At 55.0% G+C, this 21,980-nt stretch carries 18 protein-coding genes; 10 read left to right on the top strand and 8 right to left on the bottom strand.

Annotation, left to right across the window (positions count from 1 at the left end):
- Nucleotides 1-3: 3 nt before the first annotated feature.
- Nucleotides 4-834, top strand: coding sequence for a 16S rRNA (adenine(1518)-N(6)/adenine(1519)-N(6))-dimethyltransferase RsmA (gene rsmA / locus DS739_RS05225; protein WP_035351552.1), 831 nt, complete (start codon nt 4-6; stop codon nt 832-834).
- A gap of 6 nt (nt 835-840) precedes the next feature.
- Here rsmA and DS739_RS05220 read toward each other — a convergent pair whose 3' ends face one another.
- From DS739_RS05220 to DS739_RS05185, 8 genes are all read right to left on the bottom strand, one after another.
- Nucleotides 841-2,052 (bottom strand): cyclopropane-fatty-acyl-phospholipid synthase family protein, encoded by a 1,212-nt coding sequence (locus tag DS739_RS05220; RefSeq protein ID WP_006115999.1) that lies wholly within the window; start codon nt 2,050-2,052, stop codon nt 841-843.
- 99 nt (nt 2,053-2,151) lie between these two features.
- The gene (gene rplI / locus DS739_RS05215; RefSeq protein ID WP_006116000.1) at nt 2,152-2,757 is read right to left on the bottom strand and encodes a 50S ribosomal protein L9; all 606 of its coding nucleotides are present in this window, start codon (nt 2,755-2,757) and stop codon (nt 2,152-2,154) included.
- 11 nt (nt 2,758-2,768) lie between these two features.
- Nucleotides 2,769-3,044: a 30S ribosomal protein S18 gene (rpsR, locus tag DS739_RS05210; protein ID WP_003622836.1), complete on the bottom strand. Its 276-nt coding sequence runs from the start codon at nt 3,042-3,044 to the stop codon at nt 2,769-2,771.
- Between the two features lie 6 nt (nt 3,045-3,050).
- A complete protein-coding gene (rpsF, locus tag DS739_RS05205; protein ID WP_035351555.1) occupies nt 3,051-3,512 on the bottom strand; it encodes a 30S ribosomal protein S6 in 462 nt (153 codons plus the stop codon).
- A gap of 166 nt (nt 3,513-3,678) precedes the next feature.
- A complete protein-coding gene (locus DS739_RS05200) occupies nt 3,679-4,260 on the bottom strand; it encodes an N-acetyltransferase (protein ID WP_006116002.1) in 582 nt (193 codons plus the stop codon).
- Entirely contained in the window at nt 4,250-6,241 is a 1,992-nt protein-coding gene (gene rpoD, locus DS739_RS05195; protein ID WP_035351559.1) for an RNA polymerase sigma factor RpoD, read from the bottom strand. Before rpoD ends, DS739_RS05200 begins: the two co-directional genes overlap by 11 nt.
- A gap of 145 nt (nt 6,242-6,386) precedes the next feature.
- Nucleotides 6,387-8,225: a DNA primase gene (gene dnaG, locus DS739_RS05190; protein WP_006116004.1), complete on the bottom strand. Its 1,839-nt coding sequence runs from the start codon at nt 8,223-8,225 to the stop codon at nt 6,387-6,389.
- Nucleotides 8,226-8,321: 96 nt separating this feature from the next.
- Nucleotides 8,322-8,777 (bottom strand): GatB/YqeY domain-containing protein, encoded by a 456-nt coding sequence (locus DS739_RS05185; RefSeq protein ID WP_035351772.1) that lies wholly within the window; start codon nt 8,775-8,777, stop codon nt 8,322-8,324.
- Nucleotides 8,778-9,010: 233 nt separating this feature from the next.
- Here DS739_RS05185 and carA point away from each other — a divergent pair, with 233 nt between their 5' ends.
- The 9 genes from carA to DS739_RS05135 all read left to right on the top strand — a co-directional run bounded on the left by carA (nt 9,011) and on the right by DS739_RS05135 (nt 21,915).
- A complete protein-coding gene (gene carA / locus DS739_RS05180; RefSeq protein WP_006116006.1) occupies nt 9,011-10,411 on the top strand; it encodes a glutamine-hydrolyzing carbamoyl-phosphate synthase small subunit in 1,401 nt (466 codons plus the stop codon).
- A gap of 16 nt (nt 10,412-10,427) precedes the next feature.
- The gene (gene carB, locus DS739_RS05175; RefSeq protein WP_006116007.1) at nt 10,428-13,682 is read left to right on the top strand and encodes a carbamoyl-phosphate synthase large subunit; all 3,255 of its coding nucleotides are present in this window, start codon (nt 10,428-10,430) and stop codon (nt 13,680-13,682) included.
- A 151-nt stretch (nt 13,683-13,833) separates the two neighbouring features.
- Complete coding sequence (greA, locus tag DS739_RS05170; RefSeq protein WP_006116008.1) at nt 13,834-14,307, top strand: transcription elongation factor GreA; 474 nt, start codon at nt 13,834-13,836, stop codon at nt 14,305-14,307.
- Nucleotide 14,308: 1 nt separating this feature from the next.
- Nucleotides 14,309-15,505: a threonine ammonia-lyase gene (locus DS739_RS05165; RefSeq protein ID WP_035351562.1), complete on the top strand. Its 1,197-nt coding sequence runs from the start codon at nt 14,309-14,311 to the stop codon at nt 15,503-15,505.
- Between the two features lie 159 nt (nt 15,506-15,664).
- Nucleotides 15,665-17,203, top strand: coding sequence for a 2,3-bisphosphoglycerate-independent phosphoglycerate mutase (gene gpmI / locus DS739_RS05160; RefSeq protein ID WP_035351564.1), 1,539 nt, complete (start codon nt 15,665-15,667; stop codon nt 17,201-17,203).
- Complete coding sequence (locus DS739_RS05155) at nt 17,204-18,670, top strand: murein hydrolase activator EnvC (protein ID WP_006116011.1); 1,467 nt, start codon at nt 17,204-17,206, stop codon at nt 18,668-18,670.
- Nucleotides 18,671-18,848: 178 nt separating this feature from the next.
- On the top strand, nt 18,849-20,294 hold the full coding sequence (locus tag DS739_RS05145; RefSeq protein ID WP_035351569.1) for a S41 family peptidase: 1,446 nt from the start codon (nt 18,849-18,851) through the stop codon (nt 20,292-20,294).
- A gap of 20 nt (nt 20,295-20,314) precedes the next feature.
- Nucleotides 20,315-21,406 carry a divergent polysaccharide deacetylase family protein gene (locus tag DS739_RS05140; RefSeq protein WP_035351571.1) on the top strand — a complete coding sequence of 364 codons (1,092 nt, stop codon included), beginning with the start codon at nt 20,315-20,317 and terminating at the stop codon, nt 21,404-21,406.
- The gene (locus DS739_RS05135) at nt 21,403-21,915 is read left to right on the top strand and encodes an RNA pyrophosphohydrolase (protein ID WP_006116013.1); all 513 of its coding nucleotides are present in this window, start codon (nt 21,403-21,405) and stop codon (nt 21,913-21,915) included. Before DS739_RS05140 ends, DS739_RS05135 begins: the two co-directional genes overlap by 4 nt.
- Nucleotides 21,916-21,980: the final 65 nt, after the last annotated feature.

The raw sequence follows: 21,980 nt of genomic DNA, 5'->3' as shown, positions 1-21,980 counted from the left end.
GCCCTGTCTGCCCCTCTGGAAAGCCTGCGCGATGTTATCCATCGGCATGGGCTGGATGCACGCAAAGCCCTCGGCCAGCACTTTCTGCTTGATCCGAGTGTTACAGAACGCATTGCAACACTGGCAGGTAACTTAAAAGGCCGCCACGTTGTGGAAGTTGGCCCCGGCCCCGGTGGTTTAACACGCGCTTTACTGAATGGCCCTGCGGAATCTGTAACCGCAGTGGAGCTGGATAGCCGCGCCGTGCTGGTTATTCAGGAACTGGCAGGCTTTTACCCCAACCGCCTCAAGGTAGTGGAAGCCGATGCGCTAAAGTGTGACCTTACAGAGCTTTGCGCCGCACCACGGCAGATTATTGCCAATCTGCCTTATAATGTGGCCACACCTTTGCTTATTGGCTGGCTACGACAAGGCAACGCGTGGGAACGGCTGACACTCATGTTCCAGTGGGAAGTGGCTGAACGTATTTGCGCCGCGCCCAACAGCCAACATTACGGACGCTTGGCTGTGCTGGCCCAATGGTGTGCAGAGTGTGCGATTGTTATGAAGCTGCCACCGGGTGCGTTTTCACCACCCCCAGCCGTATGGTCTGCGGTTGCCAGCATTACGCCTCATGCCCAACAACCCGCGCCTGCTCTTTTTAAAGCAATGGAACGCGTAACGGCAGCAGCCTTTGGGCAGCGGCGTAAAATGCTACGCGGAGCCTTAAAAGGCCTGAACGGTGATAAGCTTTTGGCAGCAGCAGAAATAGATGGCACGCGCCGCGCGGAAACTCTGGATATTGCAGAGTTTGACCGCTTGGCACGTGCGCATTTTGCGCTATCGGCTCAATAAAGCGCCTTATTCTTTTTCTGCTGCGGCAATGTAATCCCGCGTAAACGGCACGGCAGAAATAGAACGAGAAAGCTGGAGCTGGAAGTTCATGTGCCCCTGCACACGGAAAGCCAGTTCTGCGGCGTTGAGATAAAACTCAAACATCCGGGCAAAGCGTTCATCATACAACGCAACCGCTTCTGCACGTTTTACCGCAAAACGCTCACGCCAGATGGCAATTGTTTTTGCGTAATGCAGACGCAGGATTTCACAATCAGTCACCCACAAGCCTGTAGGCTCAACTGCGGCAAAAACCTCGCTTAACGCCGGAGAATACCCACCGGGGAAAATGTATTTGTTAACCCACGGGTTTGTTGTGCCCGGCCCATCACTCCGGCCAATAGAATGCACAAGTGCCACGCCATCATCCACCAGTGCGTTTTTGATGACATCAAAAAACTGCCGGTAATGCCCTACACCGACATGCTCGAACATGCCAACTGAGACAATGCGGTCAAACCGCCGATGTAGGTTGCGGTAATCCAGCAACTCAAACCGCACACGTCCTTCCAGCCCTTCATCCTTGGCGCGCTGGCGTGCAAAAGCCAACTGCTCCTGAGAAAGAGTAATGCCGGTAACAATAGCACCGTAATCCTTGGCCAGTGTAAGGGCCATACCCCCCCAACCGCACCCAATATCCAGCACTTCCAAATCCGGCCGATCTAACAGCAGCTTGGCGGCAATATGGTGTTTTTTGGCGGCTTGTGCCTCATCCAGCGTTTCTGTGCCATGCCGGAAATAAGCGCAGGAATATTGCCAATCTTTATCTAAAAACAAAGAATACAGGCGGTTATCCAAATCATAATGATGCGCCACATTCTGCTGTGCACGCTTGATTGGGTTAAACTGTATCCACCCCCGGCGCACATACCGCAGAGCCGATGCCAGACGTTCCGCCACATGGCCACCCGGGCGCATGGCGTTAAGCATGAGCACATCCAGCAGATTGTAAAGCGTGCAATCCAACGGATCGAGGTGAGACTCCATATAAGCTTCACCAAAACCCAGCCCCGGGTTTATCACCATAGCCCGCACGGCAGCCTGATTATGCAGTACTACGCCAGCTGAAGGGCCGGGATTGCGGCCTTTATAAAGGCTTGTGCTTCCATCTGGCCAGCGCACCTGCAACTGACCATCTGCGATAAAGTGTTGCAGAATGCGATCAAGAACTTGCTTCATCCCGCGTCTCCTTCAGAAAATTGATTGCAGCATACGCGCAAAAAAAAAGCCCGGAAAAGAATTTTCCGGGCTTCTTCCGCATGAAAATGCAAACAGCAATTAAGCGTTAGCTTCTGCCGGTGCAGCTTCTGCTTCAGCAATTTCTGCTGGGTCGGTAATGAGTTCGCCTTCAACAACGGCATCATCACCAGCAATTTCAGCTTCTTCTTCAAGAGAAGCAGCTTCACCACGTGCCTGACGTTCTGCTTCTTCTTCAGAACGCGCCACGTTGATGATGACCGGCACAACCACTTCCGGGTGCAGCGCAATTTTCACTTCATACAGCCCCAAAGACTTAATGGGGTGCGCAAGGAAAACCTGCTGACGGGAAATGGTAAAGCCTGCTTCCGTAACAGCCTGCGCAACATCGCGCGTGCTGACGGAACCATACAGGCTGCCGCTATCACCAGCCTGACGGATCAGGATGACAGCCAGACCTTCCATCCGTTCGGACAGACGTTCAGCTTCTTCACGGCGCTTGATGTTCTGTGCTTCCAGCTGAGCGCGTTCACGCTCAAAACGGGCACGGTTATCATCGTTTGCACGAATAGCCTTGCCCTGTGGCAGCAGATAGTTACGGGCAAAACCCGGACGTACCTTCACCACATCGCCCATCTGACCCAGATGTTCGACGCGCTGAAGCAGGATTACTTCTGTAGCAGCCATTGATCGCTCCCTCAGCTTACAACGTAGGGAAGCAGAGCCAGGAAGCGGGCACGCTTGATAGCCTGTGCCAGTTCACGCTGCTTCTTTGCGGAAACCGCCGTGATGCGGCTCGGCACGATCTTGCCACGTTCGGACAGGAAGCGGCTGAGCAGACGCACGTCTTTATAATCGATCTTCGGCGCGTTGGGGCCGGAGAACGGGCAAGACTTGCGACGACGGTAGAACGGACGACGCGCACCCACAGCCGGGCGACGGGCGGCGGGGTTTACTTCCATTGTATCAGACATTCTGGATTACTCCGCTGCTGCGTTGTCAGCTGGCTGTTCGGCGTTGCTGCGGTCTTCACCACCGCTGCGACGGCCACGGCCACTTTCAAAACGACCACCGGCCTGCTTGGGGCCACGGAAGCCGCCACGGTCACCACGGTCATCGCCCTTGCGGGACAGAACCGGAGACGGAGCTTCGTCGATTTCTTCAACGCGCAGTGTCAGCAGACGCAGAACGTCTTCGTTCAGAGCGAGCTGGCGTTCAATTTCTTTCACCAGTTCAGAACGTGCTTCCAGACCCAGAAGAGCGTAGTGGCCCTTGCGGTTCTTTTTGATACGATAGGCAAGGCTACGCAGGCCCCAGTACTCGCGCTTGCGCACGGCACCGCCATCGGCTTCAATCTGGGCGGCAATACCATCAAGAATGGCATCCACCTGCTGCTGGGAAATATCATTCCGCGCAATCAGCACGGTTTCATAAAGTGGCATGTTGACTCCCTTCGGATACAATCAACCCACCCGTGCCGAACCCTTCCGGCCTACGGTGCTACAGAGTTTTAAAATCTGAAGCTGCGGGTATAGCCGGGCCAATGCCATGAACCCGGCAGGGAAAGAGCAGTCTCAATCATATTTACGCGGCAAAAGCAAGAGAGATTCACACGCGCAGATGCTGCGGAACGGGAATGCCAAGCCGATCCGGCACATCCCATACCTCTTCTACACGCCGCATAACCTTGAAGCCTGCCTGCTGATACAAAGCCAATGCACGTGGATGATCTGCCGTGCAGGTGTTTACGCGCACAGAATGTGGCCTGCCACGCCACGCCAAACGCAGCACGTTATCCAGAAAAGCGCGCCCGACCCCTTGGCCAATCGCCTCGGGAAACAACCCGAAATAAGAAAGGTTTACAGATTGCGGATCTGCCAGATCCAGCTCAAAAAAACCACGGATCTGCTGTTCTTGCCGTAAAAGGCCAATGTTTACGGGTGCAGTTTCTAAAAAACGGGCCAGAGTGGCATCTGATGCCGCCTGCCGCATCCACCAACAATATTCCCGCCCCACCCGATCCTGCAAAAGCCGATACCCAGCCACATCGGGCTGAAGACGCTCCTGCACGTGCCATCCTTCAGGCAAAGCCAAAGGTGTGTGTTGCGGCGGAGAAAACATGCGCATGAAGGTAACAACCACCTTCATGCGCGTTGTGGATTCGGCGTTAAAGTTTAGATCAGTTATCATCCAAGAAGGAACGCAGCTTACGGCTACGGCTTGGATGTTTAAGCTTACGCAGGGCCTTGGCTTCAATCTGGCGGATACGTTCACGCGTCACGTTAAACTGCTGGCCAACTTCTTCCAGCGTGTGATCGGTGTTCATGCCGATACCAAAGCGCATACGCAGCACGCGTTCTTCACGCGGGGTGAGAGAGGCCAGAACGCGGGTTGTGGCCTCACGCAGGTTGGTCTGGATAGCAGCATCCAGCGGGATAATAGCCGTTTTATCCTCGATAAAATCACCAAGATGGCTATCTTCCTCATCCCCAATCGGGGTTTCGAGGGAGATGGGCTCCTTGGCAATTTTTAGCACCTTGCGCACTTTTTCCAGCGGCATACCCAGCTTTTCAGCCAGTTCTTCCGGAGCAGGTTCACGCCCGATTTCATGCAGCATCTGGCGGGATGTACGCACCAGTTTGTTGATCGTTTCGATCATATGCACAGGAATACGGATGGTACGCGCCTGATCCGCAATGGAGCGCGTAATAGCCTGCCTGATCCACCACGTTGCATAAGTAGAGAACTTGTAGCCACGGCGGTATTCAAACTTATCCACCGCCTTCATCAAGCCGATATTGCCTTCCTGAATCAGATCAAGGAACTGAAGGCCGCGGTTGGTGTATTTTTTGGCAATGGAAATAACCAGCCGCAGGTTAGCTTCGATCATTTCCTTTTTAGCGCGGGCAGAATCACGCTCACCACGTGCAACCGTTGCATACACACGGCGGAATTCACCAATCGGCAAACCCGTTTCCTGCGCCAGTTGCGCAACCTGATCACGCAGGTCAACCACTGTGTTGGCGTGCTTGGCCACAAAGTTTTTCCATGAACGACCAGACAGGGCGGAAACCATATCCATCCAGCCCGGATCAAGCTCACGCCCACGGTATTTCAGCAAGAAATCTTCACGCGAGACACGGCAGCTTTCTGCCAGACGCAGCATGCGCCCTTCCAGCATGTTTAGCTTCTGGAACATCTGTTTAAGCTGGGCAACCAGATCTTCAATCCGGTTATTGTGCAGGTGTACCTGCTCTACCTTGCCCACCAGTTTTTCACGCAGGGCAACGTAGTTTTCTTCAAAATTCCCATCAACATCTTCACCAGATGTCAGGGCTTCAATCCGTTGAACCTGCAACTTACGCAGAGCTGCATAAAGCGGTTCGATCTCATCAAAATGCGCCAGAATCTCCGGCTTAAGCTTTTCTTCCAGCGCAGAAAGGGAAAGGCCGCTGCCTTCGCTTTCAATATCACCCTCGCCCTCGGTTTCTGGCTCTTCTGCCTCTTCCGAGTCCGAATCGGATTCGGCTTCGTTAAACGTGCCGTCTCCGCCTTCTTCTAGCGGGTTGCCCCCGCTTTGCATGGCTTCCAGATCCACAATGTCACGCAGCAGCATTTCATTGTTACGGATCATCTCATGCCAGGAGATGATGGCGCGGAATGTCAGCGGGCTTTCACACAAGCCGCCAATCATTTCATCGCGGCCAGCCTCAATCCGCTTGGCAATAGCAATTTCGCCCTCGCGGGAGAGCAGTTCCACCGTGCCCATTTCGCGCAGATACATCCGCACCGGGTCATCCGTGCGGCCTACGCTTTCAGCATTTACATTGCCGGTTGGGCTTTCGGCTTCAGCTTCGGTCTCAGCCTCTTCCTCCGCATCTGCATCTTCGCTTTCAGCGGCGGCTTTTTTGGGTTCAGCTTCTTCGTTGTCGTTATCTTCGTTTTCGACAACCTGAATACCCATTTCAGACAGCACAGCCATAATGTCTTCAATCTGTTCAGAAGACATCTTGTCCTGCGGGAGAACGGCATTCAGCTCATCAAACGTAATGCACCCGCGCTCACGCCCTTTGGCAATCAGTTTTTTGACTGCAGAAGACCGCGTATCAAGCAGGGTGGTATCCCCATCCTGTTCCTGCGCTGCGTTGGTTGATGCCGTTTTTGTCGCCATGCCAGACCTGCTCCTCCCCGCCCGCATCCGAACAGAATGCAGAACGACCAGTTTACTATGTACTGCTCTCTTTTCAGGGCGGGCAGGACGTGGGATATCCTGCGCGTGAAGTCAAGGGGAACACGCCCTGAACACATTCGTTGTCTTATAGCTCGGTGTCGTCCACACCGCCGCGTTTCAGGCGCTCCATTGCCTCTAGCCGCGCCTGTAACCGTTGCCATTCAGCGGAATCTCCGCCTTTTTCAACAAAACGCGCAATCTCACGATTTACTTCCTGAATAAATTGCGGCCCGTAGAGCAAACCATAAAAATGCCACCACTGTGTTCTTGATGCAACAGTGTGTGCCGGGTCTTCTGCATCACTTTCCGACATCGCAGAGTAGCTTTCACGCACAACAGCGCGAATGGTTTCCTCCGCCCCTTGTGCCTGCAACCATGCATATAATGCCGCAGCATTATCTGGCAACTCACCCTCGGCAGAAAGATCAAGCAAAAGGGCGCGCACCTCGGCAAATTCTTCTGGCAAATCAAGCCGACATAGTGCCTCTTCCACCTCTGGCACCAAAACAGGATGCAACAGCAGCAATTCCAGCATCAGGCGCTGGCGTTCGCGCGTTTGATCCATATTTACTGGCACAGCACCGGGCACAGAGGCAGGAGCGTTGGCCTTACGGCCCTGCGGCCCGTTCCATTTGCCGCCACCGCGCCGGAATGTCGTAAAAAACCGATCCAGCAACGTGGAGCGATATTCAGACGCCAGCGTTTTATCTGGGATAAGGCCTGCAACTTCCGTCAGCCTACGCCGCAAGGCTGCACGTTCTTCTGGCCCCGGATTATTGGCGCCAGCGCTGAGCAAATCAAACAGCACTTCGGATAAAGGCTGCGCTGCGGCAAACATTTCCGCTACAGCCTGCCGCCCTCGTGTGCGTACCAAGCTGTCTGGGTCTTCTCCATCAGGCAGCAAACAGATACGCAGGGAATAATCCTGCTTGAGCAACGGCAGACCCGTTTCCGCCGCTTTAACCGCTGCCCTCCGCCCTGCTGCGTCACCATCAAAACACAGAATGGGCGCACGATCGACCTGCCACAACGCCTCTAACTGCTCAGGCGTGAGCGCCGTGCCCAGTGGGGCAACTGCCCCTGTAAAACCGGCCTGATGCAGGGCAATAACATCCATATACCCTTCCACCACCACCAGATCCGGCGCCAACACACCTTTGGGGCGTGGTGCACGCACAGCAGCGCGGGCACGATCCAACCCAAACAAAAGCCGCCGTTTGGAAAAAACTGGAGTTTCCGGGCCATTGAGGTATTTCGGCTGCCCATCCCCCAGAATACGCCCACCAAAGGAAACCAGACGCCCTTTGCGATCCCGGATGGGAAAAGTGACACGCCCCCAGAACAACTCACCCTTGGGGTGGCCTTGCTCATCCACCCGCATCAGGCCTGCTTCGGCCATCATGTCGAGTGTAATGCCTTTGGGCGCGAGGGCAGAAACCAGATCTCCCCGCTTCTCACTTGCCCAGCCTAAACCGAACGTTTCCAGCGTTTCCCGCGTGAGGCCGCGCCCCAGCAGATAATCCAGTCCAGCGCGCCCTTCTGGCTTGTATAAGGCGTGAGACCAGATTTCCTGCGTCGCCGCCAGCACATCTTCCAGCGAGCGCACATGCGCCACTTCTTCCTGCGTGCGGCGCGTATCCTTTGGCACTTCCATGCCTGCGCTGGAGGCTAACTCCTCTACAGCTTCGGGGAAGTTTTTGCCTTCCATCTGCATGACAAAGGAGATGACATCTCCATGCACACCGCAGCCAAAGCAGTGGAAGTGATCATCATACACATAAAAGGAAGGCGTTTTTTCACCATGGAAAGGGCAACACCCTTTCCAGTTCCGCCCGGAGCGGGCCAGCTTGACCCTGCGCCCGACAACGGACGCAATGGGCGTGCGGGCCCGCAATTCATCCAGAAAAGCTGAATCAATCGCCATTGACTGTCCGTTTCATCAAGCAGCCCGATTGGGCGGCATAAACCACCTCAGATCGGGCTGATACTTATTTCAGCAAATATGATGTTTAAAAAACGCTTAGCCCAGACGCGCTTTTACAGCAGCACTGGCCTTGCCCATATCCAGCGCCACGCCAAACTTGTTTTTCAGTTCAGCCATCACCTTGCCCATGTCCTTCAGGCTTTCTGCCTTTACGGTGGCAACAGCTTCATCCACAGCAGCTTTCAAGGAAGCTTCATCCATTTCTGGCGGCAGATAGCCACGGATCACTTCGATTTCTGCTTCTTCCTTTTCCGCCAACTCGGGGCGGCCGCCTTCTCTGTACATGCCAGCAGATTCCGTGCGGGACTTTACCATCCCACGCAGGGCCGCAATGGCTTCATTTTCATTCAACCCTTCCTGCCCTTTGGCGCGGCCTGCAATTTCCACGTCTTTCAGCTTAGCCGTAATCATCCGAATTGTGGCCACGCGGGCGCTTTCGCCTGCTTTCATGGCTGTTTTCAGGTCTGCCATCAGGCGTTCACGTAATGTCATTTCCATATGCTCCGCTCTTTCTGTGCTGCAATCGGGCGCACCATATCACCCAGATTCACAAAAAAACATCACACGGCAAATAAAGAACCTCCCCACCCCTGCGCGGCACGCATGCAACACTGCGGGAAAAAACTTCCCACCCCCTTACAACACAGCATCTTGCAGGTGGGAAATTTCTTCCCACCTTGGAAATCGAGTGCTAGAAGACGGCTTCGGGAGGCACAAGCACGCACATGCCCTTGTCCATAGATACCATTATCGCCCGGATTGGCGGCCCAGACGCCACAGCCAAGCTGACAGGCGTTGGCACAGAAGCCATCCGCAAATGGCGGCAGGCGCAGGCCATTCCGCCCCGCCACTGGCCCGTTATTGCGCAGGCCACAGGCCTTTCCCTGGAAGACCTCCAACCCATTCCGACAGACCGACCCTCCCCCCATGCGGGAGACAGCAAGACAGGATCATCCATGCCCGACGCCCGCCCCGATGGCGCCACCGCCGCGCTTGTTCTCGCAGATGGAACCGTATTGTGGGGGAAAGGCTTTGGCGCTTTCACCTCCAAACCCTCCATTGGCGAAATTTGCTTTTCAACCGGTATGACCGGGTATCAGGAAACACTTACTGATCCATCTTTTGCCGGGCAGATTATTACCTTCACCTTCCCCCATATCGGCAATGTGGGTGCGAATGCAGAAGATGATGAAGCTACAAAAGTGTTTGCCCGCGGCCTTGTGGTGAAGGAAGACCCCACAGCACCAGCCAACTGGCGCGCAACGGAAAGCTTTGATGCGTGGCTGAAGGAACGCGGTGTGTCCGGTATTGCCGGTGTGGATACCCGCTCCCTCACCTTAAAAATCCGAGACAAGGGTGCCCAAACGGCTGCGCTGGTTTTCCCGCAGGATGGCAAGTTTGATCTGGATGCCATTTTGGCAGAAGCCAAAGCATGGCCGGGCCTTGAAGGCATGGATCTTGCCAAGGAAGTAACATGCGCCGCCCCTTACGCATGGACAAAAAGCGTGTGGGAATGGCCCAATGGCAGCAAGGAAGCCCCCACAAACCGGCGCAAGGTTGTTGCTGTAGATTATGGCGCAAAACGCAACATCTTGCGCTGCCTTGTTGCTGCCGGGTGTGACGTAACCGTTGTGCCCGCCACCACCACGGGTGAAGAAATTCTGGCCCTTAAGCCAGAAGGCGTGTTTCTCTCCAATGGCCCCGGTGATCCGGCAGCTACGGCCACATATGCTGTGCCCGCTATTAAAGCTGTGCTGGATGCTGGCGTGCCGTTGTTTGGCATCTGCCTTGGGCATCAGCTTCTGGCCCGTGCGCTGGGCGCCAAAACCTACAAAATGGAACGCGGCCACCGCGGAGCTAACCAGCCGGTGCAGGATTTGGCCACCAAGCGCGTGGAAATTACCAGCCAGAACCACGGCTTTGCTGTGGATGCTGATACCCTGCCTGCCGATGCGCACGTCACACATATCAGCTTGTTTGATGAATCAAACGAAGGCTTGGCATCAGACAAGTATCCGGCGTTTTCCGTCCAGTATCATCCCGAAGCCAGCCCCGGCCCGTCTGACAGCTTCTATCTGTTCAAACGCTTTGTCACCCTGATCGACCTTAACAGCGCCAAGAAATAACGGGAACGAACGTATCATGCCCAAACGGACAGACATCCGCTCCATCCTCATCATCGGCGCTGGCCCTATTGTTATCGGGCAGGCGTGCGAGTTCGATTACTCTGGCGCACAGGCCTGTAAGGCCCTGCGGGAAGAAGGCTACCGGGTTATTCTGGTAAACTCCAACCCGGCCACCATCATGACAGACCCCGGCCTTGCGGACGCCACTTATGTGGAACCCATTACGCCGGAAGTGGTGGAACGCATTATTCTTAAGGAAAAGCCAGATGCCGTGCTGCCCACCATGGGCGGCCAGACAGCGCTGAACACCGCTATGGCGCTGCATGCATCAGGCTTTTTGACCAAGCATAATGTGGAGCTGATTGGCGCAGACGCCGAGGTGATTGACCGAGCCGAAGACCGCCAGAAGTTCCGTGAAACCATGGATGCCATTGGCATTGAAAGCCCCCGTAGCTTTATTGCCCACACGCTGGCAGAAGCGCACGATGCGCTTAAGCAGATTGGCTTTCCATCCATTATCCGCCCCTCCTTCACTATGGGCGGTTCCGGCGGTGGCATTGCCTATAACCGTGAAGAATTCGACCAGATCGTGCTTTCCGGGCTGGATGCCTCCCCCACTACGGAAGTGCTGGTGGAAGAATCTGTTCTGGGCTGGAAAGAATATGAAATGGAAGTTGTGCGCGATAAGGCGGACAACTGCATTATCATCTGCTCCATTGAAAACATTGATCCAATGGGTGTGCATACGGGTGATTCCATCACCGTTGCCCCCGCATTAACGCTGACAGACAAAGAATATCAGCGCATGCGTGATGCCTCCATTGCCTGCCTGCGGGCCATTGGCGTGGAAACCGGTGGGTCCAACGTGCAGTTTGGGATTAACCCCAAAGATGGCCGCATGGTGGTTATTGAAATGAACCCCCGCGTGTCCCGCTCTTCTGCGCTGGCCTCTAAGGCAACGGGCTTCCCCATTGCCAAAGTGGCTGCCAAACTGGCCGTTGGTTATACGCTGGATGAGCTGAAAAACGACATCACGCGCACCACTCCGGCTTCCTTCGAACCCACCATTGACTACGTGGTGGTGAAGATCCCGCGCTTTACGTTTGAAAAATTCCCCGGCGCACCGGCTCTGTTGTCCACCTCCATGAAATCTGTTGGGGAAGCCATGGCCATTGGCCGCTCCTTCCCCGAAGCGCTGCAAAAGGGCCTGCGCTCTATGGAAACCGGCCTGCATGGGCTGGACCCTGTAGAACAGCCCGGCGATGGTGGAGAAGATGCCTTTCGTGCTGCTCTCTCCCAGCCCAAGCCGGAACGTATCCTTATGGCCGCGCAGGCGCTGCGGGCTGGTCTTTCGGTGGAAGACATTCACGAAGCCTGCAAGTTTGAGCCTTGGTTCCTGCGTGAAATGGAAAAAATCATTCACGCAGAACGGGAAGTGGAAAACCACGGCCTGCCCAAGGATGCCCAAAGCCTGCGCCGCCTGAAAGCCCTTGGCTTTTCAGATGTACAGCTTTCTCGCCTGTCCGGCACGCAGCCTGAAGAAGTGGCCAAATTGCGGGCAGAAGCTGGTGTAACACCGGTTTACAAGCGTATTGATACCTGCGCGGGTGAGTTCGCATCCTCCACCCCGTATATGTATTCCACCTACGAAGGGCAGTTTGCCCCGCCAACCTGTGAATCCAACCCAACAGACCGGGAAAAGATTGTTATTCTGGGTGGTGGCCCCAACCGTATCGGGCAGGGTATTGAGTTCGATTACTGCTGCGTTCATGCCGCTTACGCCCTGCGTGAAGCCGGTTATGAAACCATCATGGTCAACTGCAACCCGGAAACGGTTTCTACCGACTATGACACTTCCGACCGTTTGTATTTTGAACCGCTCACGGCTGAGGATGTCATTTCCCTTATCCGTTGCGAACAGCAAAAAGGCACGGTTAAGGGCTGCATTGTGCAGTATGGTGGGCAAACACCGCTTAAACTTTCCCGCGCTCTGGAAGCCGCAGGCATTCCGCTGCTAGGCACCCCGGCTGATGCCATTGACCGGGCAGAAGACCGTGAACGCTTCCAGACCATGTTGCACAAACTTGGCCTGCGTCAGCCAGAAAACGGCATTGCCCGTACGCCGGAAGAAGCCGAAGCCGTGGCCGAAAAGGTTGGCTATCCGGTTGTGGTGCGCCCTTCCTACGTGCTGGGTGGCCGCGCCATGGAAATTGTGTACGACCGTAATGGCCTACAGCGCTACATGCGCGATGTGCTGACAATGGCCGGCCACGATATTTCTTCCGGCCCGATCCTGCTTGATCGTTACCTGAACGAAGCCATTGAAGCTGATGTGGACTGCATTGCAGACGGCACAGATGTGTATGTGGCTGGCGTGATGGAACACATTGAAGAAGCAGGCATCCACTCTGGTGATAGCGCCTGCGCTCTGCCGCCCTATACCCTCTCCCCCGCCATTGTAACTGAGCTAAAAGCCCAGACAGAAGCCATGGCGCGAGAACTGGGCATTGTGGGCCTGATGAACGTGCAGTACGCCATCAAGGATCAGGAAATCTTTGTTCTTGAGGTAAACCCACGCGCATCCCGCACCGTGCCGTTTGTGGCCAAGGCCACAGGCGTGCCGGTAGCCAAAATTGGTGCACGCGTTATGGCTGGCGCCAAGCTTTCGGGCTTTAATCTGGATGATCGGGCCGTGGTGCCGCATGTTGCGGTAAAGGAAGCCGTATTCCCCTTCAACCGCTTTGCGGAAGTAGACACCATTCTGGGGCCAGAAATGCGCTCCACGGGTGAAGTCATGGGGCTGGATACATCCTTCGAGCGCGCTTTTGCCAAATCCCAGCTTGGGGCAGGTGTTAAGCTGCCAACCTCCGGCACGGTGTTTCTTTCCGTGCGTGAAAGTGACAAGCCCCAACTGCCGCCGCTAGGCCGCCTGCTGGCTTCCATGGGTTTCCGTATTATGGCCACCCGCGGCACAGCCAAAAAGCTGCGCGATTCCGGCATTGAGGTAAACCTTGTAAACAAGGTGCTGGAAGGACGCCCACATTGTGTGGATGCCATTCGCTCTGGTGAGGTGCAGATGGTTATCAACACGGCGCAGGGTGCGCAGTCTGTAGCGGACAGTTTTGATATCCGCCGCTCTGCCCTTGTGCTGGGTATTCCGCACTACACCACCATGGCTGGCGCGCGGGCTGCAATTCATGCAATTGCGGCAATGCGTGAAGGACCGCTTGATGTTGCGCCACTTCAGTCATACTTTAGTGGAACATTCTAAGCTAAAGGTGCAGGCATAACCTGCCTGCACCCCCTTAGCCATGTTCGGGTGGCAGCCTGCTTTTGCGGGTTATGCCTTGCCCGTGTAACTGTTTAACTTTTGCGCCGGAACCCGCTGGTTCCGGCTGCTTTTTTAAGTCTGGGGATGCGTCTTGCAGAAAACTCCAATGACGGGCAAGGGCCTGCTGCAGCTAGAAGATGAGCTGCGCAAGCTGAAAGCAGAAGAACGTCCGGCAGTTATCCGCGCCATTGCGGAAGCCCGTAGCCACGGCGATCTTTCTGAAAATGCGGAATATCACGCAGCACGAGAACGACAGTCCTTTATTGAAGGCCGTATTCTGGAGCTGGAAGAACTTATTTCCACCGCAGAAGTTATTGAGCCCACCTCTCTTTCCGGCAAGCAGGTCAAGTTCGGGGCCACTGTGTGCCTTGTGGACGAAGATACGGACAAGGAAATTACGTACCAGATTGTTGGCCTGCACGAAGCAGACATCAAACAGCACCGCATTTCCATTTCCTCCCCACTTGCCAAGGCACTGATTGGCAAGGAAGAAGGCGATACCGTTTCTGTGCCCGCACCGGGTGGAGATCGGACTTACGAAATCCTTTCCGTCAAATTCATCTAATATGATCACGTTTCAGGATGTCACAGTCGCGGCAGATCGTATCCGCGGCAATGTGATCCGTACGCCCACCATTGCTTCCCACGCGCTTTCCAAAGCAACTGGGGCTGATATTACCCTTAAGCTTGAAAACCTTCAGGCTGTTGGGTCGTTCAAGGAACGTGGTGCCGCCAACAAGCTGGCACTGCTCTCCCCCGAAGAACGCAGCCGTGGTGTCATTGCCGTATCTGCTGGCAACCATGCGCAGGGCGTGGCGCGCCATGCCAGCCTGCTGGGTATTGATGCCGTTATTGTCATGCCCAAGTTTACACCGGCAGGCAAAGTGGTGCGCACCCGCAATTGGGGGGCGCGTGTTATTCTGGAAGGCGAAAGCTTTGCAGAAGCCCTGATGTTTGCAGAAGACCTGCAAGCGCGTGAAGGCCGCACCTTTATCCATCCGTATGATGATCCCGCAGTTATGGCGGGCCAAGGCACCTGTGCGCTGGAGCTTTTTCAAGACGCAGGGCCGCTGGATGCGCTGGTAGTGCCAATTGGTGGTGGTGGCTTGCTTTCTGGCTGTGCCGTGGCAGCCCGCGCCATGCGCCCGGATATTAAGCTGATTGGCGTGCAGGTGGAAAAGTATGATTCTCTGTGTGCTTTCCCCGGCCCGGCCACGCGCCCTAATGGTGGCGCCACCATTGCAGAAGGTATTGCCGTTCTGCAAATTGGCCGCCAAACGGATGAGGTTATCCGCAAGCTGGTTGATCAGGTTCTGGTTGTTTCTGAATCTGCTATTGAAAACGCCATTACCCTGCTGGCTGAGGGCGCCAAACAGGTAAGTGAAGGCGCAGGTGCTGCTGGGCTTGCCGCCCTGCTGACTTACCCGGATATGTTCCGCGGTAAAAAAGTTGCCCTACCTATTTCTGGCGGAAACATTGATAGCCGTATTCTGGCCAACACGCTGCTGCGCGCCATGCTGCGTGATGGCCGCATTTTGCGCCTGATTATGGAAATTCCAGACCGCCCGGGTGTTCTGGCCGATATTTCCAAAAGCATTGGGGAGGCTGGCGGCAATATTATTGAAGTTTCGCACCAGCGCCTGTTTGCTGCCCCTTCCGTGCAGGCTGCTCAGTTGGAAGTAATGATAGAAGCGCGAGACCCGGAACACGCTGCCCTTATCACGCAGGAACTGGGTAAATCTTACATTGTGCGCCGCGCCTGAAAACTTTTAGGCGTTAAGGCTTTTACAAGGGCAGCTTCTGTATGGGGGCTGCCCTTTGTGTTTGGGCATGCGCGCACCTGCTGCACTTGCCCTCTTTGTCTTCATGCAATTTGGTGGCATTATTCACGCATAAACAAAAACATAAAAAGGTTTAAACCTATGACCTCGACATCCCAGCCACAAAAGAGACCAGTTATGCTTGTCATCCTTGATGGGTTTGGATGGCGAGAGGATCAATCAGATAACGCGGTACAAATTGCCCGCACCCCCAATTTTGACAAGCTGTGGCAGAACAACCCGCACAACTTTGTACGCACCAGTGGCGAAGATGTGGGCTTACCTGAAGGGCAAATGGGCAACTCCGAAGTTGGTCATTTAAATATTGGGGCTGGCCGTGTGGTCATGCAGGAACTGCCGCGCATTTTCACCGCCATTCGGGATGGTAGCCTTGCCCGCAACCCGGTGATAGAAAACTTTATTGCCACGCTAAAAAAAACCGGTGGCACCTGCCACCTGATGGGCCTTGTTTCTCCCGGTGGCGTACATTCTCATCAGGATCATGCCGCAGCTCTTGCACACATTGTTGCGCAAGCCGGCGTGCCGGTGGCGTTCCACCTGTTTACCGATGGGCGCGATACCGCCCCGCGCTCTGCGCTGGAGTTTTTGAAAAAACTACGGGCTGATCTGCCTTCTTCCACAACGCTCGCCACCATTTCTGGTCGCTACTACGCCATGGATCGCGACAAACGGTGGGACCGGGTGGAAAAAGCCTACAACGCTATTGTAAGCGCAGAAGGCCCAACGGCTGCAACACCAGAAGATACGGTGAACAACGCCTATCAGGCCGATATTTCAGATGAATTTATTGTCCCCACCGTGTTGGAAGGCTACACCGGCATGAAGGATGGAGATGGCATTCTCTCCTTCAACTTCCGTGCAGACCGTATCCGCCAACTGATGGATGCCTTGCTGGAGCCTGATTTCAACGGCTTTGCACGAGGCAAGGTTGTGCAGTTTGCTGCCGCTGTGGCCATGACACATTACAGCGATACGCTTTCCAAACGCATGTCCATTCTGTTCCCGCCAGAGGAACTGACAAACCTGTTGGGCGAGGTTGTCTCCCGCGCTGGCCTTAAACAGATGCGCATGGCGGAAACGGAAAAATATCCGCATGTCACCTACTTCATGAACGGTGGACGCGAAACACTGTTTGAAGGGGAAGATCGTATTCTGGTACCATCCCCCAAAGTAGCCACCTATGATCTTCAACCCGAAATGTCCGCCCCGGAATTAACAGACAAAGCCGTAGCCGCCATTAAAAGTGGTGAATATGATTTGCTTGTTCTCAACTTTGCCAACCCGGACATGGTCGGCCACACGGGCAAGCTGGATGCTGCCGTAAAAGCGGTAGAAGCCGTAGATACCGGCTTGGGCCGTATTGCACAGGCCATAGCAGAACAACATGGTGCGCTGCTTGTAACGGCAGATCATGGTAACTGCGAAACCATGAAAGACCCCAAAACCGGCGGGCCGCATACATCACACACACTTAACCTTGTGCCCTTTATTGCCTATGGCTCGGGCGCATCTGCCCTGCGTGATGGTGGCAGGCTGGCAGATATTGCCCCCACGCTACTGGCTCTCCTCAACTTACCCAAACCTGCGGAAATGACAGGCTCTTCCCTGCTTGAACGCTGAATGAAACATATCCGGCCTTTTTCTTCTTCTATCTGCCCGTCTTTCCATTGGGGGAAACTGGCCGGATATACGGCGGTTCTGGTTGCAGCACCTGCTTTGCTGGTGGGCTATCCGGCAATGCCTTTGCAGGCTGCAACCACACATCATAAAAAAATAGCAACAGCACATCATTCCACGCAAACTGCGGCCAAAACCTCTGTGCGGGAAAGCAAGCCCCGCAGCACACATACGCGCAAAAGCAAAAAGCCCGCAGAACCTTCCGTGATGTCGGATCGTTCTGTGCGAGAAGCTCAGGCTGCCGTCAACGCAGCCCATGCGCAGCACGAGGCCATGGAGCAGGAAAAAGCCCGGCAAGCCGCTGCTGTTGCACAATCCCGTAGCCAGAATGAGGCTGCGCAGGCTGCCGCGGCAGAAGCCAAAAACCGCGCACTTGCGCTTTCTGCTGCAACAGTTAGCGCCACATCGCAACTTCAAAGCACAGAACAGCAGCTTTCTGATCTGCAAGATCAGATCTCGGATGTAAAAAAAGAGCAGGCTTCGCTTCAAGCCGCCTTAGTGCAAGATGCCCACGCGCTTGCCCCTATCCTTCCCTTGGCAGAACGTCTTTCTCTTTATCCGTCTGATACTTTACTGGCTGCGCCCATGCCGCAGGGTGATGCCATTACCGGCTTTTTGGTTTTGCGCGGGCTTTCCCGCCAAATGGAGCAGGAAGCCAAAGGCATGCGCGCCCGTCAAACCCGGCTGACGGCACTCAACACCACGCTAACAAACAAGCTGGCTGAACTGAACCAGCTTGAACAAGCCCAAAGCCACCAGCGCGATACCGTGCGCCAACAGGCCGCCCTTGCGCGAGAAGCCCAGAAGCAGGCGTCTGCCACTGCCATAAACACCAACCATCAACTGCAAACTGCAACACAGCGGGCTGCCAGTTTGCAGGATGCCGTTTCTAAACTGGATGCCCTACAGGCACAGGCCGAATCTGCCCTGCAAAAAGAAATAGCTGCCGCAGAACGCGCGCATGAGGCCGCGCGGGCTGAAGCTGCACGCCGTAAAATGGCCGCTATGGTAAAAACACAAGGGCCGGGGCTTACAGAGCATCCTTCTGCTGGATCTGGCCTGCGGCCCGTTGCAGGCACACTTATTTCTACTTGGGGCTCTGCTACCGAATCTGGCCCGGCTACGGGCATGACATACCGCACGCCCCCCGGTGCCAGTGTGCGCGCCCCCTGTGCTGGCACGGTAGATTTTGCAGCCCCTTTCCGCACTTATGGGCAAATGCTTATTCTGAATTGCGGCCGCCATTACCGCTTTATCATGGCGGGCCTAAGCGGACTGGCCGTAGATATGGGCCAGAGTTTGACAAAGGGCGCACCTATAGGACAGATGAGCAGTTCCGGAGGCTCTGGCACGCTGTTCATTCAGTTGCGCCATGGGCAGAAAACCATCAATCCCGCGCCTTTTCTGTAATGGCAGAAAACACGCTGGCTCTTTGCCAAGCAGGATCACAAAGGTTACTCTGCCCAACCAGCGCCAGAACATCTGGTTATGCGCGTAAAACCTTGGCCGCACCCCTATTGTGCTGGCTGAAAAGACAGGAAGAACACGCACGGGCCACATACAGCCCTGCGACAGGAGAGACGATCGCATGAAGTTCCGCACAGGTCTGATGTTCGGCGCCACTGCCTTAACCGGCCTTGCCCTGGCTTTTCATCCGGGCCATTTTTCTGGCTCCGCCCTTGTTGCAGCCCCTGCGCAGGCTGCCACGGCGCCAGATGCCACGCCCACCACAAACCACGCTGAAACATACCGACTGCTAACGCTGTTTGGCACGGTTATGGACATGATCCGCCAACAGTATGTGGAACCTGTTTCAGACCGTGATCTGATTACCAATGCGCTAAACGGTATGCTGAGCGGGCTAGACCCGCACAGCTCCTACATGACGCAAAAACAGTATGATGACATGATGGTACAGATGAAGGGCGAATTTGGCGGCCTTGGTCTGGAACTTCAGCAGCAGGATGGGCATATCCGCGTTGTTTCCCCTATTGATGGCACACCGGGCTTTAGGGCTGGCATCAAGCCGGGTGATTACATTATTGCCGTAGATGGCCACCCGATTGACGGCACCCCGCTGGATGAAGCCGTGAAGAAAATGCGCGGCAAGGCCAACACCAAAATTACCCTGACACTGGTGCGCGAAAAAACACCTAAACCCATTGTGGTAACGCTAACGCGTGAAGTGATTCACATCGATGTTGTGAAATCTGCACTGTATGATCGGGTAGGTTACATCCGCGTAGCACAGTTTAACGAAACCACGGAAAAAGAGCTGCTGAAAGCTTATAACAGCCTCAAGCAGCAGGCTGGCGGTAAGCTGGCCGGGCTGGTGCTGGATCTGCGGAACGATCCGGGTGGCCTGCTGGATCAGGCTGTAGATGTTTCTTCCAACTTCATCCGTTCGGGTGAGATTGTTTCCACCCGCTCGCGCAACCCCAAAGACAGCCAGCGTTGGGATGCGCACGGCACCGACATTACAGATGGCCTACCTCTGGTCGTGCTGATTAACGGTGGCTCCGCCTCGGCTTCCGAAATTGTTTCTGGTGCATTGCAAGATCATCACCGTGCGGTGCTGATTGGCACGCGCTCCTTTGGTAAGGGCTCTGTGCAGTCTATTATCCCCATTCCGGGTAATGGTGCCGTACGCCTAACCACTGCGCGTTACTATACGCCTTCTGGCCGTTCTATTCAGGCACTGGGCATCACACCGGATATTGTGGTGAAGGAAACGCGGGAAGATCCGGCCTTCAGCCTGCGCGAAGCTGATCTGGAGCATATTCTGAAAAATCAGGGCGGCAACCAGACCAAGGCACAGCCGCGTACGGATCTGCCAGCCATTGCCAAGGATATTCCAAACGAACCACCGGCAAACTGGCCGGAGTTTGAATACGATAAGCCTGCAACAGACTTCCAGCTTCAGGAAGGCCTGCGTATTGTGCGCTTTATGGCTGGCCTGCCTTCTCCAGATCCAGCTGCATCTCTGCCGCCTGCCAAGCAACCCGCTAAAACGGATAGTGCAACGCACCACTAAGGGCGCGAAAGGGAAAGGCCATGCACACTCCATCGCTCTGGCAGCAACTGCCCTCTAACGGGCGCACCTTTATTCGCTTTTGGGGCGGGTGCGCTACAGCCGCCGTGGCGCTGGCCATAGGGTTGGAGGTTATGGGGCCGCCCGGCCTTTCCATTGAGGGGCAGGATATTGATGTTTCGGCAGATTCCGCTGCCAAACAATCCTCCCCCATCCAGCGCACCACCATTCCCGGCCCGCAAGCTGATCTACTGGAAAGCAAGAATGGCCCGGGGGGCTTTCCGCTTCCCAAAGTGGGTGCACATGATCGCACACCTAAAAAGGTTTATGCCGCACCTGCTGTGGATGTGCCGCCCGGCACCCCCATGGTGGCTTTGCTGATTGATGGCATAGATCAGACAGATGATCTGACAACAGAAGCCATAAACTCCCTGCCCGGTCCGGTTTCTCTGGGTATTTCACCCTATGCCGCCAACCCTGAAGAACTGATGAACGCAGCACGCCAACATCGGCATGAAACGCTGCTTTCTCTCCCCATTCAGGATAACGCCAGCAAGAATACAGATGCCGGGCCCAAAGCGCTTGGGCTGCTACTTTCCCCCCAACAAAACATGGATAATCTGAACTGGGCGCTTTCTCATCTGGCGGGATATGTGGGGGTTACCAATGCCTTTGCAGGGCAAAATGGCGGTAGCTTCCCGCAATCTGAAAGCTTTAAATCTTTGGTAAAAGCCATAGATCAGCGCGGCCTGCTTTATCTGGATGCTACACCGGGCACGCAAACCGAAGGCGCCAGTAGCGCTGCTACCGCGGATGTTGTGGTGAATACGGATACCGATATTGTAAATATTGATATCCAGTTGCTGAAACTTCAGCAAATGGCACGGCAGAATGGGCGCGCCATTGGCATTCTGGGGCCATTACGGCCAGTGGCCATGGCCTGCCTGCGCGCATGGTTACCACACCTGAAAGATATGGGCATTGCCTTGGTGCCAGTTAGCCAGATTGTTCTACCGCCGGACATGTCCGCCTATGGCCCTGCCGCCGCAGATGGCAGCATGCATGTCAACCTCTCCAACCCACGGGTGCAGCAGCAAGGCCAACCGCAACAATGAGAGATGCAAGCGCCACGCCTCTTCCGTATCGCCCTAATGTTGGGGCCATGATTTTTCATGCTGATGGGCGCGTTTTTATTGCTCGGCGTACGGATATGCCCGGCGCTGGCGGCCCCTTGAATGAAGGCACATGGCAATGCCCTCAAGGTGGTATTGATACCGGAGAAGCACCAGAAAAAGCTGTGCTGCGCGAAGTGGCAGAAGAAATTGGCACAGACAAAGTGCGTATTTTGGCCGAACATCCTGAATGGATTACGTATGATCTGCCCCAGCACCTTATAGGGCGTGCATTGGGTGGCAAGTATCGGGGGCAGACCCAAAAATGGTTTGCTCTGGCTTTTGAAGGCACAGATGCCGATATCCGGCTAGATGCCCAAACCCCTGCGGAATTTGACGCATGGCAATGGATAGATCTTGCCACCCTACCCCAGCAGAATGTGGGGTTTAAAAAACCAATTTATGAACGCTTGGTGCAGGATTTCGCACAGTTTACAAAACCGCGCTCATAAAAAATAACGCGCAATAAAAAAGCGCCCTGACCGCCTATAGTCAGGGAGCTTTTTTGTATTGGCTT

It is taken from the genome of Acetobacter sp. JWB (assembly GCF_003323795.1).
Taxonomy (GTDB): Bacteria; Pseudomonadota; Alphaproteobacteria; order Acetobacterales; family Acetobacteraceae; genus Acetobacter; species Acetobacter oryzifermentans.
This window is presented reverse-complemented; position numbering and strand designations above follow the sequence as displayed.

Bases quoted from the DNA above. Each gene is read 5' to 3' on its own strand.
- gpmI (WP_035351564.1), top strand. From the start codon at position 15,665: ATGACCTCGACATCCCAGCCACAAAAGAGACCAGTTATGCTTGTCATC.
- DS739_RS05140 (WP_035351571.1), top strand. From the start codon at position 20,315: ATGCACACTCCATCGCTCTGGCAGCAACTGCCCTCTAACGGGCGCACC.
- rpsR (WP_003622836.1), bottom strand. From the start codon at position 3,044: ATGTCTGATACAATGGAAGTAAACCCCGCCGCCCGTCGCCCGGCTGTG.
- DS739_RS05155 (WP_006116011.1), top strand. From the start codon at position 17,204: ATGAAACATATCCGGCCTTTTTCTTCTTCTATCTGCCCGTCTTTCCAT.
- rpsF (WP_035351555.1), bottom strand. From the start codon at position 3,512: ATGCCACTTTATGAAACCGTGCTGATTGCGCGGAATGATATTTCCCAG.
- rpoD (WP_035351559.1), bottom strand. From the start codon at position 6,241: ATGGCGACAAAAACGGCATCAACCAACGCAGCGCAGGAACAGGATGGG.
- DS739_RS05165 (WP_035351562.1), top strand. From the start codon at position 14,309: ATGATCACGTTTCAGGATGTCACAGTCGCGGCAGATCGTATCCGCGGC.
- carB (WP_006116007.1), top strand. From the start codon at position 10,428: ATGCCCAAACGGACAGACATCCGCTCCATCCTCATCATCGGCGCTGGC.
- rplI (WP_006116000.1), bottom strand. From the start codon at position 2,757: ATGGCTGCTACAGAAGTAATCCTGCTTCAGCGCGTCGAACATCTGGGT.
- DS739_RS05145 (WP_035351569.1), top strand. From the start codon at position 18,849: ATGAAGTTCCGCACAGGTCTGATGTTCGGCGCCACTGCCTTAACCGGC.
- carA (WP_006116006.1), top strand. From the start codon at position 9,011: ATGCCCTTGTCCATAGATACCATTATCGCCCGGATTGGCGGCCCAGAC.
- DS739_RS05200 (WP_006116002.1), bottom strand. From the start codon at position 4,260: ATGATAACTGATCTAAACTTTAACGCCGAATCCACAACGCGCATGAAG.
- DS739_RS05185 (WP_035351772.1), bottom strand. From the start codon at position 8,777: ATGACATTACGTGAACGCCTGATGGCAGACCTGAAAACAGCCATGAAA.
- dnaG (WP_006116004.1), bottom strand. From the start codon at position 8,225: ATGGCGATTGATTCAGCTTTTCTGGATGAATTGCGGGCCCGCACGCCC.
- DS739_RS05220 (WP_006115999.1), bottom strand. From the start codon at position 2,052: ATGAAGCAAGTTCTTGATCGCATTCTGCAACACTTTATCGCAGATGGT.
- DS739_RS05135 (WP_006116013.1), top strand. From the start codon at position 21,403: ATGAGAGATGCAAGCGCCACGCCTCTTCCGTATCGCCCTAATGTTGGG.